Source organism: Thermoflavimicrobium daqui (assembly GCF_003313465.1).
In the GTDB taxonomy this organism is placed as follows: Bacteria; Bacillota; Bacilli; order Thermoactinomycetales; family Thermoactinomycetaceae; genus Thermoflavimicrobium; species Thermoflavimicrobium daqui.
The window spans coordinates 100644-117480 of sequence record NZ_KZ845667.1 but is presented as its reverse complement, the minus strand read 5'-3'; the positions used below and the strand labels follow the sequence as shown (position 1 = coordinate 117480).

The 16837-nt window shown below is 37.6% G+C and carries 12 protein-coding genes and 2 pseudogenes; 8 read left to right on the top strand and 6 right to left on the bottom strand.

Features of this window, described 5'->3' with window-relative positions; genetic code table 11:
* Positions 1 to 519: 519 nt before the first annotated feature.
* A pseudogene (locus DL897_RS10450) lies at positions 520 to 690 on the bottom strand (oxidoreductase); the annotation flags it as partial.
* A 443-nt stretch (positions 691 to 1133) separates the two neighbouring features.
* Between DL897_RS10450 and DL897_RS10445 the strand changes: the two are divergent.
* Entirely contained in the window at positions 1134 to 3200 is a 2067-nt protein-coding gene (locus DL897_RS10445) for a HelD family protein (protein ID WP_113659096.1), read from the top strand.
* 707 nt (positions 3201 to 3907) lie between these two features.
* Here the strand turns inward: DL897_RS10445 and DL897_RS18265 are convergent.
* From DL897_RS18265 to DL897_RS10425, 3 genes and pseudogenes are all read right to left on the bottom strand, one after another.
* A pseudogene (locus tag DL897_RS18265) lies at positions 3908 to 4267 on the bottom strand (SRPBCC domain-containing protein); the annotation flags it as partial.
* Positions 4268 to 4737: 470 nt separating this feature from the next.
* A complete protein-coding gene (locus DL897_RS10430; protein ID WP_113659094.1) occupies positions 4738 to 5121 on the bottom strand; it encodes an ArsR/SmtB family transcription factor in 384 nt (127 codons plus the stop codon).
* 6 nt (positions 5122 to 5127) lie between these two features.
* Entirely contained in the window at positions 5128 to 5559 is a 432-nt protein-coding gene (locus DL897_RS10425; protein ID WP_113659093.1) for an SRPBCC family protein, read from the bottom strand.
* Positions 5560 to 5945: 386 nt separating this feature from the next.
* Here DL897_RS10425 and DL897_RS10420 point away from each other — a divergent pair, with 386 nt between their 5' ends.
* The 3 genes from DL897_RS10420 (at position 5946) to DL897_RS10410 (ending at position 9175) form a co-directional block, all read left to right on the top strand.
* Positions 5946 to 7241 carry an amidohydrolase gene (locus DL897_RS10420; RefSeq protein WP_113659092.1) on the top strand — a complete coding sequence of 432 codons (1296 nt, stop codon included), beginning with the start codon at positions 5946 to 5948 and terminating at the stop codon, positions 7239 to 7241.
* A 232-nt stretch (positions 7242 to 7473) separates the two neighbouring features.
* Positions 7474 to 8403: an NADP-dependent oxidoreductase gene (locus DL897_RS10415; RefSeq protein WP_113659091.1), complete on the top strand. Its 930-nt coding sequence runs from the start codon at positions 7474 to 7476 to the stop codon at positions 8401 to 8403.
* Positions 8404 to 8620: 217 nt separating this feature from the next.
* Positions 8621 to 9175: a DJ-1/PfpI family protein gene (locus tag DL897_RS10410; RefSeq protein ID WP_113659090.1), complete on the top strand. Its 555-nt coding sequence runs from the start codon at positions 8621 to 8623 to the stop codon at positions 9173 to 9175.
* A gap of 69 nt (positions 9176 to 9244) precedes the next feature.
* Here the strand turns inward: DL897_RS10410 and DL897_RS10405 are convergent, their stop codons facing one another.
* Positions 9245 to 10777, bottom strand: coding sequence for a chitinase (locus tag DL897_RS10405; RefSeq protein WP_113659089.1), 1533 nt, complete (start codon positions 10775 to 10777; stop codon positions 9245 to 9247).
* A gap of 707 nt (positions 10778 to 11484) precedes the next feature.
* On the opposite strand from DL897_RS10405, the gene DL897_RS10395 reads away from it, so the two are divergent.
* From DL897_RS10395 to DL897_RS10380, 4 genes are all read left to right on the top strand, one after another.
* Positions 11485 to 11802 carry a nucleoside triphosphate pyrophosphohydrolase gene (locus tag DL897_RS10395; protein ID WP_113659088.1) on the top strand — a complete coding sequence of 106 codons (318 nt, stop codon included), beginning with the start codon at positions 11485 to 11487 and terminating at the stop codon, positions 11800 to 11802.
* Positions 11803 to 12184: 382 nt separating this feature from the next.
* On the top strand, positions 12185 to 13258 hold the full coding sequence (locus tag DL897_RS10390) for a serine/threonine protein kinase (RefSeq protein ID WP_168188758.1): 1074 nt from the start codon (positions 12185 to 12187) through the stop codon (positions 13256 to 13258).
* Between the two features lie 405 nt (positions 13259 to 13663).
* Positions 13664 to 14293 (top strand): YitT family protein, encoded by a 630-nt coding sequence (locus DL897_RS10385; protein ID WP_113659086.1) that lies wholly within the window; start codon positions 13664 to 13666, stop codon positions 14291 to 14293.
* A gap of 308 nt (positions 14294 to 14601) precedes the next feature.
* Entirely contained in the window at positions 14602 to 15102 is a 501-nt protein-coding gene (locus DL897_RS10380; RefSeq protein WP_113659085.1) for a hypothetical protein, read from the top strand.
* 113 nt (positions 15103 to 15215) lie between these two features.
* Here the strand turns inward: DL897_RS10380 and DL897_RS10375 are convergent, their stop codons facing one another.
* Positions 15216 to 16625, bottom strand: a complete 1410-nt coding sequence (locus tag DL897_RS10375) for a multicopper oxidase family protein (protein ID WP_113659084.1) — start codon at positions 16623 to 16625, stop codon at positions 15216 to 15218.
* Positions 16626 to 16837 lie beyond the last annotated feature (212 nt).

Genomic DNA, 16837 nt, shown 5'->3' with positions numbered 1-16837 from the left:
GGGTATATATAAATAATTTTATGTATTTAAGTTTATTCTTCTTACTTGTCATTGTCAAATAGTTTTCGGGTTGTTCTATTTTATATAATTTTTTGAATAGTTAGATTATTGACTAAAATACAACCCATCCATTTTTTATTTCAACGAACCATTGGTATAAGATTACACCATTAAGGTTTTAAAAGATTGTATTTCGAGAATACTGGAACCTTCGGATCTTATAACTTATAATGTTGTTTTAAAATCGCCGATATTTAAACTGCTTACTTTTTCGCCAAGATCAACAATAGAACCAGCACCTTCCGAGCCTAATATATAGAAACTCGGTTTATTCCAAGGATATCCACCTTCTCGTTCAAAAATATCTTACACTCCAATTTTTGTGTATTTAATTTGTTAAATATATGGTAGGATGTTTGTTTTGCAAACTAGTTTTGAATAATATAGACTTAATGGTAATTTTAGAGAGTATTCCGAATTAAATATACATTAAGGTTCCCCTTCATTCTCAAGGGTTCATCCCCAGCGATCATTTCTTCGGTTGGCATGAGGGGAAAAAACAGCTAAATGAATCCCATCATTCGCTCCATGAATTTCAATCCCATCAAATCCAGCTTCGATGGCACGTCGTGTAGCTTCGCCAAATACCTGAATGATCCCGATAATTTCTGAGTCTGTCAACTCACTAGGAGTTGCTTTTTTAACTAAAGGTGCCACTCCGAAAGATTCTTCATTGATATTATTACCTGTTGTAAATCCGCATTTTCCTAGCGCTTCCCAAAAGGCTCATTTTGGGTATTCAAACAAATACACGAGTTTATGTAATTTGTCCGAAGACGCCAAAAAAACCTACCGTCTCCAGTAGGCAACAGGTTTTTGTTTAAAACGCACAACAACTGTCAATCAAAAAAAGATTTGTCGCGAACCCGTCTTGTCCGAATCCCACAAACCTTCCAAAACGTCCTATTCGATTGGAAAATCTTGTAAATACCTGGATTATAGATTATCTTTAGGTTAACACAAAGAAAAGAAAAAGTCTATTCCTTTTTTTGCAATTGTTTTATAGTAAGTATTGCCGCTCCTTCAGGACGGCAAGCGAATCTAATCTAATAAACGTCGTGGAGGTTTTAGAAATGTTCAACAAAAACGAAGCCGCAGAAAAAGCACATCTTGCATTTGTGCTGGCTGAACTGCGTCGTGCCTGGGAAGAAACTGACGAAAGAGTCAAAAAGGCATATCAGTCGGTCATGACCGCGAAACAATACGTTGTGGAGCAGTCGTCCGAAATGGACGGCATGGAATTTGCAGCGAACCAGTACGACATCTCGTTCGCGATTGATCTCGGCGAACGTGTGGTGATCAAACGCAACAGGCTAGCCAAGATGATCGCGTCACCTTATTTCGGGAGAGTTGATTTTCGGGATGCGGGCGCGACTGAAGCGGACGTCTGGTACATCGGACTGTACGGATTTGAAGGCCCCGACGGAAACGAACTCATCTGCGACTGGCGGTCGCCCGTAGCCGGCCTGTTCTACGATTATGACATCGGCAAGGCTGTTTACAGCGCTCCGGCGGGTGATGTGGAAGGCGAAGTGGTAAGGAAAAGGCAATTCAAAATCCACAACGGCGCCATGGAATACATGATCGAAAGTGGGGTTGCCATTCGCGACGAAGTGCTGCAAAAAGAGCTGAGCGTCAAATCAAACGACAAAATGAAATCGATCGTGTCCACCATCCAGAAGGAACAAAACGCCATCATCCGAAACGAGTCTGCCCCCGTACTCATCATTCAGGGGGTCGCTGGATCTGGAAAAACATCAGTCGCCCTGCACAGGGTCGCCTACCTGCTTTATAAATATCGGGGCACCCTTGAGTCCAAGCATATCCGGATTCTTTCCCCCAACCGCGTGTTCGCCGACTACATCGCAAACGTCTTGCCAGAGCTCGGCGAAGAGCACATCCCCGAAACGAGTATGGAGGAACTCGCTGCCGCAGAGCTTGGCGACAAGTTCCAGTTTCAGACGTTCCACGAACAGGTTGCGGAACTAACTGCATACGAGGATCCAAGCCTGATCGAACGCATTCGCTATAAATCTACTGCGACATTTGTGGAAGAACTCGATTCGTTTTTGCGCCAAGGGGACGACGAATGGTTTTTTCCCCGCACAATCACGATCGGTCGCGATGCCGTTCCCGAAGCGGCAGTGGCGGAAGGGTACGAAAAGGTGTCCCGTCTCCTGCCAGTCAAACGAAGATTGGAAAAACTGGCCTCGTTTCTGATCAGCAATACTCGGGACGTAAACGGAAACAAATGGAATTCGTCCGCTGCGGCTAAAATCAAAACCGCCGTCCGAAGCATGTACAAGTACAAGGATGCACTCTCGATGTACAAGGCTTTCTACCAGCAAAAGGGACGGCAAAATCTATTCGAGCTAAAACCCAACCGTACACTAGAATACTCGGACGTTTTTCCATTGATTTACATTAAGATGCATCTGGAAGGTGTCAAGACACAAGAAGACGTTAAACATGTGTTGGTTGACGAGATGCAGGACTACACGCCAGTGCAGTTCGCCGTATTATCCCGATGGTTCCCGTGCAAAAAAACGATTCTCGGAGACGGCTTCCAAACCGTCAATCCTTATGCTTCTTGCACACTGGAGGACTTCCGCCGTATATTTCCTAAAGCGCACATCGTGGAATTGACGAAAAGCTACCGTTCCACCTTTGAAATTTTGCAATTCGCCCAAACGATCGTCCCAAATGCGCGTATCGAGCCGCTCGAGCGACATGGGGATACTCCAAGCGTTGTCGAATGTCGGGATGAACGGGACCAGCTGGAAATGATTCGGCGCGTCGTGGCTGAATGGCTCGGGTCGGGTGACCAAACTCTCGGCATCGTCTGCAAAACGGCAGACATGGCGGAACGTGTATACCGGAATCTTGAAGACTTGTCAGAACATGTTTGCCTGCTCGACTTCCAAAGCGAAACGTTCCCGGCGGGAATTGCGGTCACAACGGCACATCTGGCCAAGGGTCTCGAGTTCGACGGCGTCATCGTGCCGTTTGCGAACGCGTACCAATCGGAACTGGACCGACACCTGCTGTATGTCGCGTGCACCCGGGCGATGCACCGTCTGGTCGTGACGTATGTCGGTTCGCCGTCACCGTTTTTGCTCGGCTCCAGCGAACCAGTGTAACCGTACCGCTCCCCTTGGTGGCTATAGGTCGTATTTCTTTATATGAATCCAGAATTTATTGGAAATCTTATAACACACATTCTCAATTCAATAAATTATTTGTTTTTATTTATTATCTAAAAACAGAGATTAGATAAGGATTTTAGGAAAGAACGACGAGCGGTTTTGGGGCTAACAACTAGAGTAAATAAAAAGAGTCTTGCGTTATCCAATTTCAAAAACACAAGGCTCTTTTTTTTGTATCCATGATACCAAAATCGCCAACCCCTAATATGAATTAAGTATACATTAGAATGCCAACTCTTCGATCTTTTTGAACATCTGTTTCGATTAACTATATAAATAAAAAAATACAGGTTAGTTTAGAAAGGAGATACTAAATTGCAAAAAGTAATTAAACCCCCGTTCACTTATGAAACGGCTTTAGCCAAGGTAAAAGCTGTTGAGGATGCCTAGAATGCTCGTGATCCTAAATAGTGGCAAAAGCTTATACACCCGAGTAGGATTGTCAATAACAACAATTCTTTATGTAATCAAGCATGTGAACGGTGCTTATCCTACTTATAGTAGGTGTGATGTTCCTGTGTACGTCATGGGATGGAGGACTCATCCCTGAACTTGGGAATTGTTCAAAACGGACTGCGAACCCTAACTAACCAAGAATCCTAGGGCTTCAGCCGTGTGGATTGGTCAGCATTCTATCCCTTTTATCCAGTAATCGGAGCTAAAGTTTTTCCGGTTTCAAGCAAACTTTTCAAGTTACTTAAAATGGCTGGCCAGCCGTTATTATATCCGTAAAATCCTTCGTTTTCATCTGCAAAGTCTGTAGGTAATAAGTCCTCATGTCTAAGCTTTAATTTTACAGTCGACTTCAGTGAATGAAGTTCAAATATTACCCTCGGCAAGCGTTTGCGTTTCGTTTTATCTTTCAGCCAGATAAAAGTATATGAGAGAAGTCGATAAGGCTCATATGCTAATACATTGCCTTGATCAACTACATTCCCATTCTTGTCTAAATAATTAATAATTGAACCTTCTTCCCAATTAGATTGTACTTCATGCCCAAACCAATATTTTTTGTAAGATCACTATTAGTTAAGCTTTTCTGGTGTCGTCGCGATGTATAAGTCATAGTATTTTTCACCTCTAATTCTGGATATGTTAGATTTATATACTATTTTTTTTATTTTGTTTGTACAACAAACTAGTTTAAAAAATAAAAATACAAACGATAATCCATCTGTACAGTATGCGACTAAACTTTTGAATTCCCTACAATCACATTTCAAATTACAACACAAGTACTTAATCAAACATGGATAAGAAAGCTTCCCTTACATCCCAACATTAAAAGGAAGGTACATCGAAAAATTTAAAAATAGAATTCAGACAGAAAAACTCAGACTCACGATAAAAAGAAGAAAGAGTTTGATTTCCTATTATACTTGGGTAATGGGAATCAAACTCTTGTTTTAAAACCACAGAGATTCGTAATCTTGACCCGGATAATTACGATTTGAAATAATTAAGAGCCCAATTAGGATAGCCATTCTTTATCTTTGTCGTTATGTTTCGAAATAGAGATGTTCATCTCATTTATTTCTTCATCTTCTACATAACGTTTGAGCATAGTAATCTTGTTTTCCCAAAATTGTTCGTAAAAAGAAAGCCATTGTTTTAGTTCGAGTAATGGCTCTGGTTCAAACCAATATCTCGTCTCACGACCTACTTTCTTCTCTTTGACAAGTCCCACATCTATTAAAATACGTAAATGTTTCGACACAGCTGGACGACTAATCGGAAAATGTTTACATATACGGGTAAGGTTCATCTCCTCATGATTAGAAAGTAATCTTAATATTTTACGGCGTGTAGGATCAGCAATTGCTTGAAAAATGTCATAATTGGGTGCAGAGGTCATTGGACATCACTCAACCAAATTACGGAGATAATTGTTAACAAGCATCTCCCAACCTTTGTCCATTCTATCACGTATGATGGACTGTTTTTCTGATGCTTTCGGAACAATCTTATCTGGTTCTTCCCAACCAGAATGAATAAGAGTGAATTTCGTCTTTCCTTCTACCTCCTCAAGTTTAAAAGTAACACGCCAACCGGCTTTATCCCATGCAAAGGTAAGTTGGTAAGGAGGATCAAGCTCCAGCACTTTGCAAGGTGAAGGTCCGTAAGGTGACTCCAAAGTGAATTCATGTCCTATTTTGGGCTGAAAGTCATTTTTCATCCACCATGCAGCAATTCCTTCTGAAGTTGCAACAGCATCCCATACCTTCTGTATAGGTGCATTAAACAAAACGGTGTGCCGAATATCTGGTAACATGTTCTGTATATGTTTCTCCATGTTGTTCCCTCCATCCTAGTTAATATGAAACAGAAAGGTTTCTCTTTGTGATTATAGGAAACCTTTCTGTTTCATTTCAATAGAAAGTATTTCCTCCACCTGCTTTTTCTATACAGAAAGAAGACATTTATTATAAAGAATATATACTCTACGATAAATTCGAAAAATGCTTGTCAGAGTGATAAAACTTTTATCTTACATAAGTATCGCCACTTTTTGCAGAACGCTCTGGTAAATTAAAAAGATGCCAATAATGATCTACATGAATAAATATTTCTTTTTAATAAACCAAGCATCATAGTAAACGAATCAATTTTGCCCTTTACCTTTCCCCTACGTTAAGCTTTACAATAAGCTAAATATATAAATAAGGGGTTAGATAAATCATGAAAACATTAATCAAAAATGCACTGATTCTTACGATGAACGAAACCGATGATCAACCTGTTACTGGAGATATCTTGATTAAAGACCATACCATACAATACATAGGGACTGTTTCTGAAGAAATTGCCGATGAGGTTATCCAAGCTGATGGAATGGTCGCTATGCCTGGCTTAATTAATACACACAATCATAGCCCTATGTCCTTACTTAGAGCCTTTAGTGATGATCTTCGTTTAATGGAGTGGCTAGAGAAAAAAATGCTTCCAGCTGAGGCTAGAATGACTAAGGAAGATATTTATTGGGGTTCTATGTTAGCTATTATTGAAATGATCAAGTCAGGTACAACTTCATATGCCGATATGTATATTCACATGGACTATATAGCTGAGGCTGTTAAGGACTCGGGAATACGGGCTTCTTTAACACGTGGACTCATCCAACTTAAAGATGATGGAGGTAAAAGATTAGAAGAAGGACTAGAATTGATGCAAAAGTGGTCGGGTAAAGCTGATGGAAGAATTACAACAATGTTAGGTCCTCATGCTCCCTATACTTGTCCGCCCAGTTTTATCGAAAAAATAGCTACTCTTGCAAAGGAAATGCAGGTTCCTATCCATATCCATCTGGCCGAAACGCACGAAGAAGTTAGTAAAATGAAACAAAAGTACGGGAAAACACCGACGCAATATTTATATGATTTAGGACTATTTTCTGGGGACTATCATGTCTTACTTGCTCACGGAGTTCATGTAGATGATCAGGATATTTCCTTTTTAAAAGCGAATAAAGGTGGGATTGCTCATAACCCATTTAGTAACTTAAAACTAGGTTGCGGGATTGCTCCAATTAAGAAGTACTTAGATGCAGGAATAACTGTTGGCATCGGTACAGATGGTGCAGGTAGCGCCTCATCTTTAGACTTATTTAAGGAGATGAAGTTTACTGGAGGTCTACAAAAAGTTAACTACTTCGATCCCACTGTTATTGATGCTAAAACATTATTAAAGATGGCTACAATCGAAGGTGCAAAACTACTACATATCGATCGATATGTAGGCACTTTAGAAGTCGGCAAACTTGCAGACATTATTCTTATTGATATCATGCAACCTCATCTGGTTCCTCATAACGATATTTATGCGTTACTAGCCTATTCAGCAACAGGATCTGACGTCCATACATCGATTATTCATGGCAATATTGTAATGAGAGATAGAAAATTGCAAACTGTGGACGAAGCTTTTGTTCTAAGAGAAGCTCTACAGCGTGTTCAAAGACTGATCAAAGAAATATAACATCAATTGGATATAAAGAACTTCTTGATTAAAGAGAATCTAAGATAATCATGTAATATTAACTCCCTTCATATAAAAGTATTTTCTAGAACCTCTTCATCATTCTTCAATTATAAAATACTGCAAGCTACAGTAAAAAGTTCTTTGGATCTCTGGCAAGAAGAAATCACACATATTTTTTTGTTATTTAGAAATGATAACCCTATATCTCGGATATAAAGGAGGATACCATTTGAAAGCGGTTATTATCGAAAATTACGGTGGAGTCGAACAATTAAAATATACGGATATGGATAAACCCATATTAAAAGAAAATGACGTTTTGATCGAAGTAGTTGCAACTTCTGTTAATCCTGTAGATTGGAAAATACGTGAAGGCTATCTAAAAGGAATGTTACAGTATCATTTCCCTCTTATACTTGGTTGGGATGCAGCAGGGACGATTATCGAAATAGGAAAAAATGTTACAAAGTTTAAGATTGGGGATGAAGTTTTTACCCGTCCAGATATAAGCCGCAATGGAACTTATGCAGAGTTTGTTGCTGTTGATGAGCAGCTTGTTGCTAAAAAGCCGAAAAATATATCATTTGAAGAAGCTGCATCCATTCCACTTGTAGGACTTACAGCGTGGCAATGTCTCATTGACTTTGCTGATATCAAAAATGGAGAAAGAGTACTCATTCATGCTGGAGCAGGCGGTGTGGGAAGCTTTGCCATTCAATTGGCAAAAGCACAGGGTTGTTGGGTCGCAACCACTTGCAGTACGAAAAACGTAGAATTTGTTCAATCACTTGGTGCCGATAAGGTCATTGATTACAAAAAAGAAGATTTTACAGTTTCTCTCAAAGATATAGATGTGGTATTTGATACACTCGGCGGCGATATCCAAAAACAAAGTTATCAAGTGTTAAAAGAAGGAGGGCGTCTAGTTTCAATAACCACTCGACCCAATGAAGAATTGGCTAAGGAGAAAAATATCAAAACAGGTTATGTCTTTCTTGAACCGAATGGGGAACAACTTGCAAAAATCGCTAACCTGATTGAAAAAGGTCAGATCCATCCAGTTATTGGTACTATATTAAGACTTGAGGAAATTAAGGAAGCACATCGTTTGAGCGAAACTGGACATACAAAAGGGAAAATTGTTTTACGTGTGAAGTAAAAGGAGGTCAAACCATACGCATCCCCTACTCCGACGTAGCTCAAGACATTGTCGGAGTAGGGGATGCTCAAAATACATATCGTTAAACGTTTGAAGTGCTTTCATGATACTCCTATTGAAAAGACCATAAAGTCTCGGACAAAACCCTCCGTTTTACATCCTCTCCATCTGGGTAAAATACAACATAGAATCACATATACATATCGAGGTGAACCCAATGGCTAAAGTGTTGATTCTAACTGGTGATGCGGTTGAAGCCTTAGAAATCTTCTACCCTTATTACCGGCTATTAGAAGAAGGTCATGAGGCAGTTATCGCTGCACCTAAAAAGAAAAAACTACAAACAGTTGTTCATGATTTTGAACCAGCAATGGATACTTTTACTGAAAAATGGGCATATGGTTTAGATGCACATATTGCTTTTGCAGATGTTCGTCCTGAAGAGTATGATGGTTTAATCATTCCTGGGGGTCGCGCGCCAGAGTATATTCGGATGGAAAAAGAGATTCCTAGTATTGTCAAACACTTTTTCGACAATAACAAGCCAGTTGGAGCGATTTGTCATGCCTCTTTGGTATTTACTGTTATCCCTGAAGTAGTCAAAGGAAGACAACTTACAGCATTTACAACGTGTCGTCCAGAAGTTGAACAATCTGGCGCAACTTATATAAGCGAACCATTACATGTCGAAGGAAATCTCGTTTCTGGACACGCTTGGCCAGACTTACCCGGATTTATGAAAGAGTTCTTAAAGCAGCTTAATCAGAAATAAATAGGGTACAAAAAACGACTGTAGAAAGCATCACTACAGTCGTTTTATTGTATTCTTTGAAATGGTCAATTACTTTAATTGATCCAATGTTTGACGAACTGGACTAGAAAATCCGAAGTTAGATGTGGCATCCCAGTTAATCGACCAAGTCATAATCCCTTTAAAACCTGTATAACCTTCTGGTTTTCGTAGTTGATACGAACCTCCAAACGATTTGCCTTTAACCAAGTAGTTCAACGCTTTATCAATATCTTGCGGTGTCGTATATCCCCCAGAAGGTGCTGCGGATTTCGTCGCAGGTAAACCAATGGCTACTTGATCTTCACGTAGAGCAGGAAATTGATTATTTTGATTTCCTGCGATTGGGAAACCTTGTAAAAGTACTTCTGCCATTGCTACTTGGAAGTCCGCTGTACCTTGGTTATAGGTTTTCCCATCGATCGCCTGCATCGAACCTGTATTATAATGCTGAACATGAATAAAGGTCAGTTTATCACGAAGAGCATGAATCACAGGCAGGTATGCACCCCAAGGACCACCATATGCTATTTGTCCTCCTTGTACATAAGCTGTCTCAGGAGCCATTGTGAGTTGGAAGTTGGATCCAAACTTATCACAAATTGTCCGGATCGCTGCAATCATATTTTTGATTGCTGGGGTTGTCGGATTTTTAAAATCGGTATCTCCAGCATTTAATGATAAAGAGCTCCCTTCCAAATCAATATCAATTCCGTCAAAATTATATGTTTCGATTATTTTGATCAGAGAGTTTATAAAGTTTTGTTTGGATGTTTCATCATTAAGCTGAATATGTCCATTGGCTCCCCCTAAAGAAAGTTGTACTTTTTTACCTTGTGCTTGTAGATAAGCAATATCTGCCTTAAACTCTTCAGGAGTTGCATTGTATGGAGTAAATCCTATTTCGCCAGGAGCTTTTCCAGATGGTTCTCCAAAAGCTACTTGAATTACATCGAAGCTTTTGGAAACATCACGCAATCGAATATTTGTAGAGCCATTATCAAAGTTATGCCAATACCCTATCAGTAACTTTTTCCCTGTGCCGGGATTTGTACCTCCGCCATCAGTGGGATTCGTGGTTACAGTTAATTCCTGACTTGCTGGGGATAGATTACCAGCAGCATCCTGCGCTTTTACAGTAAAGGTATAAGAAGTATTTGCTTTGAGACCGCTTACAGTATAGGTAGTACTTTGGGTAAACCCAACTTGAGATGAGCCATTAAAGACCTGATATTTGTCGACTCCTACATTATCCATCGCAGCTTTCCAAGAAAGGGTAACAGTTGTATCTGTCTTTCCAACAACGGTTAAATCACTAGGAGCAGTTGGTACTTCTGTATCATCAGGATTAGATGATACCCATTGCCATAAAGCAGTAGTATTTGGTGGTTCCCAGCCTGTTAATGAAGTATGATTTTGTAAGCACTTATAAGTGCTACCTTTATAGGTGACAAGATCCCCCACTTTATATGCCACATTGGGTTGCCATTCAGTTGCAGCAAACGCTTGCAATGGAAGTATCATAACCAATAGTAGGAAAATTATTGAAATGGCGAGATTTCTTTTTGATACATTATTAAACATTTATAAACCATCTCCTCTCCAACTAGATAATTCATAAATAAAAGTTAATTTTACCTTCACATCCCCTTCCATTTGATAGATAATTTAATATAATATATATACTAAATATATATTATAATATTATTATATTCAATAGATTTAGTCGGATTAATAGTAAGAATTCTCTGTCCACCTTCCAAATAATCCTATCTAGCTGAATCATCTTTATTTTTTGTAACGTTATTTTAAATGCAATCTAGACTAATTCTACATTATAAAAGTGATGGGATATAACCCAAATATGAATTTATGCATCATAGAGAATGATACTAAGATTAGTTCATCCCATTTTTAGTATTTTTTTAAAGTAAATAATTTCTGGAGCTCCTTCGTCTAAGTAATCCATAAATCCACTTTTTACATATCCAAGTCTATTGGAAATTTTCTGCACTTAATTTATTGAATTCATTGGTTAAGCAATATCATATCTCTCTTCTGTAAAAGCCAGTCTTAGGTGATTGCTTCGATTTTGGTTACTGATAGTTTCACAATCGATTCTTATCATATCAGATCATTGAGTGTTACCTGAATAACTCGAATCATGTTCTATCTTCCTCTCTCTATAATGCCTTCTCCTTATGAGATTAAACTATTAACATTTTTTATATACTCCTAAATATGGAAGTTAGCTATAATTGAAATAATATATAAGGATAGGAGTGTTGGTCATGAAAGTAAAAGTTTATAACAAATTAGTCCGGGATAAAATTCCGCAAATCGTCAAGCAGGCTAATAAGAAGCCCTGTACTTATATTGCGACGGAAGAAGAAATTAAACCAATGCTACTAAAAAAACTAATTGAAGAACTCGAGGAATTTAAAGTGACACCTAATGAAGAAGAACTTGCCGACATCTTAGAAGTAATTGATGGAATTGCACATGCATTTAACCTTGATATGGATAAAGTTCTAGAGGTAAAGGCTGATAAGTTAAAGGACCGTGGTGGGTTTAAGCATCGCATTATTTTAGAAAAAATAATAGAATAGCTGTTTTTTATTTAAGGAATAAAATATATATTTAGAAGCGCCCAAGCTGTACTGTTTGTTACAGAAGTTCATTGGGATGTCCTAGTAGCGAGATGCGAGCACAAATTGAGATCCAGAATCATTAAGTTAAACATATAAAAGGTAATACCCAATTTCTATAATCATTAATCAATAGAGACTATAAGGAACCTCCATCAATGAATGAAATTATTTCAATAAAAATCCATTTTATCTAATTTATAACTTCAATTATATGCTATAATACGTTTCGAAACCAACGGAATAGGAATCATTTAAAGAATATGACTATTTATTTTATTACTTCTTATTCATAATGTAATATTAGTATTATCTTATCGTTTCTATGAAAGGAGAGATAGCAATGATAGGTAAAATCATAGGTGGAAGGTATCAAATTATTGAATTAATTGGTGTGGGAGGAATTGCTGAAGTTTATTTAGCTAACAATATCATATTAAAGCAACCCGTTGCTATCAAAATATTTCATCCATTTATTAGCCAAGAAATGGCCTTTAAAGAGAGATTCGTGGTTGAATCCTCGATTGCTGCCAAACTCGCTCACCCTCATATTGTGAAAGTACATCAGGTAGGGATCGAAAACGGCTCTTATTATTTAGTCATGGAATATATTGAAGGAGTTCCTTTAAGACAAGTAAGCCAACAGAGGAATTTAACACCTTACGAATGTGCTTCTATTGGTATACAGATTTGTGATGCATTAAATTATGCTCACCAATGTAATATTGTACACCAAGATATCAAGACTCACAATATTTTGTATACTGCTGATGAGAAATGTAAACTAGGTGATTTTGGTATTCCACGAAGAATCACTGAACCTACTGCATCTGGGCAAAACGTCATCATCAATTTACCATACTATATTTCACCTGAACAAACTCAAGAATTGCCAGTAAGTCCCGCTTCTGATATTTATTCTTTAGGAATTGTTTTATACGAACTAGCTACAGGTACCCTCCCATTTGATGGGGATAGTATTGCTGAAATTGCCCAAAAGCATATTCAACAACCTGTACCTGATCCAAGAAAAATTAATCCCTATCTTCCATCTGATCTTATAGATATTATCTATACCGCCCTACAAAAACAACCCAATCGTCGCTTTTCATCTGCACTCTATATGAAGCAAGCTTTGCAGAAAGCGCTTACTCGTTTTCCTAAAGGAGTACAATATTCGATGAATACTAGGCGGGATGATACTGATAGAATCCCCATACAGACTGAAACTTCACCCAATGACTATCAAAGTAATTTATCTGCATTACAGAAAGATCAAGAGCAAAAAATTAAGCGCTTACAAAGTGAAGAAATGGAAGAAGAAGAAGGTGAAGGAAAAAGCTCCGGGCTTTTTTTCTGGTTCATTCTACTCGTCATTTTAGGAGGCTTAGGTTATTACATACTTCAACTCCTTTAATGGAAGCTTTATTTCTTTTCTCTACTCTTTTTCTTGTTGATACTAAAACTAATTTAAAAGTATTATATATGATATAATATAAAAAACAGATCATTCCAGAAGGGATCAGGATAATTTATGTTTCCAGATATTATATGGAAACGCTGTAATTCAACCTATACCTAGCTTCAAAATAGTCTAGTACGTACTCGAATTTATTTTGAAGGAAAGGTAAGGATAATATGTTTCCAGACCTCATATGGAAACGGTACGATCTTTCTTATACTTAGCTTCGTAGTTAGTTGTAAAGAGAATGGATGACAATCAACTAACTACGAAAGAGGATATCTATGAATTCGAAGCTGAATAGGATCTGCTTCGTAGTTAGTTGGAACACAACTAAGCTACGAAAAGAGGATTCCTATTGTGGATACAGACAGGATCAAAAGGTTCTTGATTGTTTTATTCGGATTGTTTTTAGAAGCATTTAGTTACTATCACTTTAACTATCAGAATTCACTTGCTGAAGGCGGATTTATGGGGATTGCTTTACTAGGGAAATATATCTTTGATATTTCTCCAGCACTAACTACCCTACTACTAGACTTTCCCCTCTTTATTTTGGGATTAAAAGTGAAAGGGCATAAATTCTTTATTTATTCTCTTTTTGCTGCAACTGCTTTTTCTATCTTTTATGATCTATGTGAGAGGTTCTCTCCGTTCGTATTTGACTTTAGTGATTCAATGATTTTAGGTTCCATCCTCTCAGGATTATCTACAGGCTTTTCCATAGGACTTGTTCTCCGTTATGGGACTGCATCAGGCGGAGAAGAAGTTATGGCACTTCTTTTGCATAAACGATTTGGACTAGAAATAGGTACTTTTTTTATCATCTCTGATCTAGTGGTTTTAATATGTTCCCTTTGGTATCTTCCTTTGTTGAAAGTATTTTATACAATGATTGCTGTCATTGTCTCTGGAGTAACAATTACTTGGACCCATAGAATTGGAAAAAAAACATTGGAATCCAAAAAATGGGCGCATTTATCAAATTAACCAAACTCCTTGGAATCACTTCCTGATTCCAAGGAGTTTTTTCGTATTCATTCAATAAGGTCAGATAATTACCAGCATTATAGTGGATATTCCTTATAAAAATTCCATTATTAATATTCACATAATATGCTAACCGAATATTACATGTATTTGCTTCTAGAAATTCATCGAACCCGTAAAAGTTTGTCATAGGTTCGCAACATCATCTTGTTAGTATGAAGTTAATGGTTGCATGCTAATTCCAAGTATAGAGAGATTGGATAGCAGCAATTATACACACGAAAATAGCGAATGGAGGAATTTATAAAATGGCATATCGTCTTAATCTGATGAAAAAGAATGGGTTAGTAACGATTCATGTTCTTTCTATTATTGCATGGTTCGGTGGAGCCATGTGTATGTTAATACTCGGTCTCTATATGAAGAACGCGAAAAATGGTGAGCAACTTTTTTACATTTTATCGGATATGCATTTAATCGACATCACATTAATTAGATATCCAGCGCTTGTGGTATTGATTTCTGGTGTTTTGTTATCGATCTGGACTCATTGGGGACTGGTCAAATACTACTGGGTTATTATAAAGTTAATTTTAACCATCTTGATTATTATCATTGGCATCATTTATTTGAGCGATTGGTTGTCATTTCTCATAGAAACAGCAGACCGATATCGGTTCAATGCGTTACAAAAGTCTGATTTTCAAAGAACCAGTTCGTTACTTATTTTAACCTCTCTATTTAATATACTAGCTATGGCTATCATGACAGGTGTTACCTATTTTAAACCTTTTGGGAAGATCAAATGAAAAGCTTGATAACCTATCTATATCCTATTTAAAGGAGAGCCTCTTGAGCTCCCCTTTTTATTTATTCAAAATATTGCGTTATATTATTCCGGCTCTTTTTATTAGGGCAGACCTTAGTCTGGAAGATTACCCGATTTTGTCCCAACACGATATGGTGTCGTAATCCCTTCATAATTTACCATCATCGACATTCCTAACTGTGCATGTATTAGATTATGACAATGTTTCATCCAAAGACCAGGATTGTCAGCTATAAAGGCGATTTCATAAATTTCATTTTCGCTTACTGGAAGGGTATCCAAATAGATCGAACTTTTTAATGGCTTTCCATTCCTAGTTAGTACTTTAAACATATGACCATGTAAATGCATAGGATGTGTACCCCCTCCTTTATTGATTAAACGCAACTTTATTAAATGGCCTTTTTTCACCATAATCGGTGGGATATGATGCATCACTTCACCATTAATGGTGAACTTATTGGGCCAACTCCAATCCAATGTTAAAGAATGTACTTTATCAAATTTGGATTGCAGCGAAATCTTATCTTTTATTGGGGTTCCATATTGAGTAAAATCAAACTTAGGCTGTTTATTTAGATCTTTTATTTTCTCCCCTTCACTCCCATCTCCTATTGTGATTGTGTTATTAGTTTCTACATTCACAATCTTCACTTGCCTATTTTCTGGGATTTGAAACAAAATATCATATCGTTGTCCTGCACCAATCGGGATTAGTTGATTTCGAATGAGTGTTGATCCATGAATATTGTTGCCATCGATAGATATGACTTGATACGAGGTCCCTACCACCGCCAGTTTTTGTGTCGTATTTTTAGCGTTAACAATCCGTAAACGTACTAATTCTTTGGACTTTGCTGATAGATAAAGCTGTTTTGTTTGATTAATTAATTCATAATCTCCCAAACTATGAAGAGTAATCGCATAATCTTTGTTGTAATCCAATTCTTTTTTCTTTGGTTCGACAATAAAGCGACCTATCAATCCTTTTCTAGCCTGTATTGAACTTTGTTGATGAGAGTGATACCAAAAGCTTCCTGCATGTTTAGCAATAAATTCATACGTAAATGTTTCACCAGGTTTTACTGCATTTTGTGTCACTCCTGCAACACCATCCTGTGAGCAAGGAACAATGACTCCATGCCAATGAATGGTAACACCATCTCGAATATCTTTATTTTCTAAGGTAACTATTATACGATTCCCCTCTTGTACTCGAATCTCCGGACCTGGAGAACTCCCATTAAAAGTCCAAGCATTCTTGATCGTTTCCCCACTTTCAAGTTTCAAGTCCCCTGCTTTTGCTGTGAGATGAAATTTTTTCACTGGTGCATTCGTCTTTCCTTCTTTGATATCAGCACAAGAAGTAGTACCACTTGAATGAGAAGTTTTATGACCCAGAACATGACCTGACATATCCATCTCTTCTGGCATTTCCATCCCACAAGCCGTCAAAAGAGTTAGTAAAATTAGATAAATACATACCCATATTTTTTTTTTCATTTTTCTCCTCCTCTTAAAGACTACTTCATAAAATGAACATTAGATTTCTATATGATTTGGTTTGTCCTATATGGTAATGATTGATACTACCATACTAACAACAACATATTGTGAACTTATGACAATCTATTACGGTTTCAATGAAAGTTTACAGAAACAAAAAAAGACAGGGTTATAATAAAAGAAGGGCTGTGTGAAAGGAAGTGAACTAG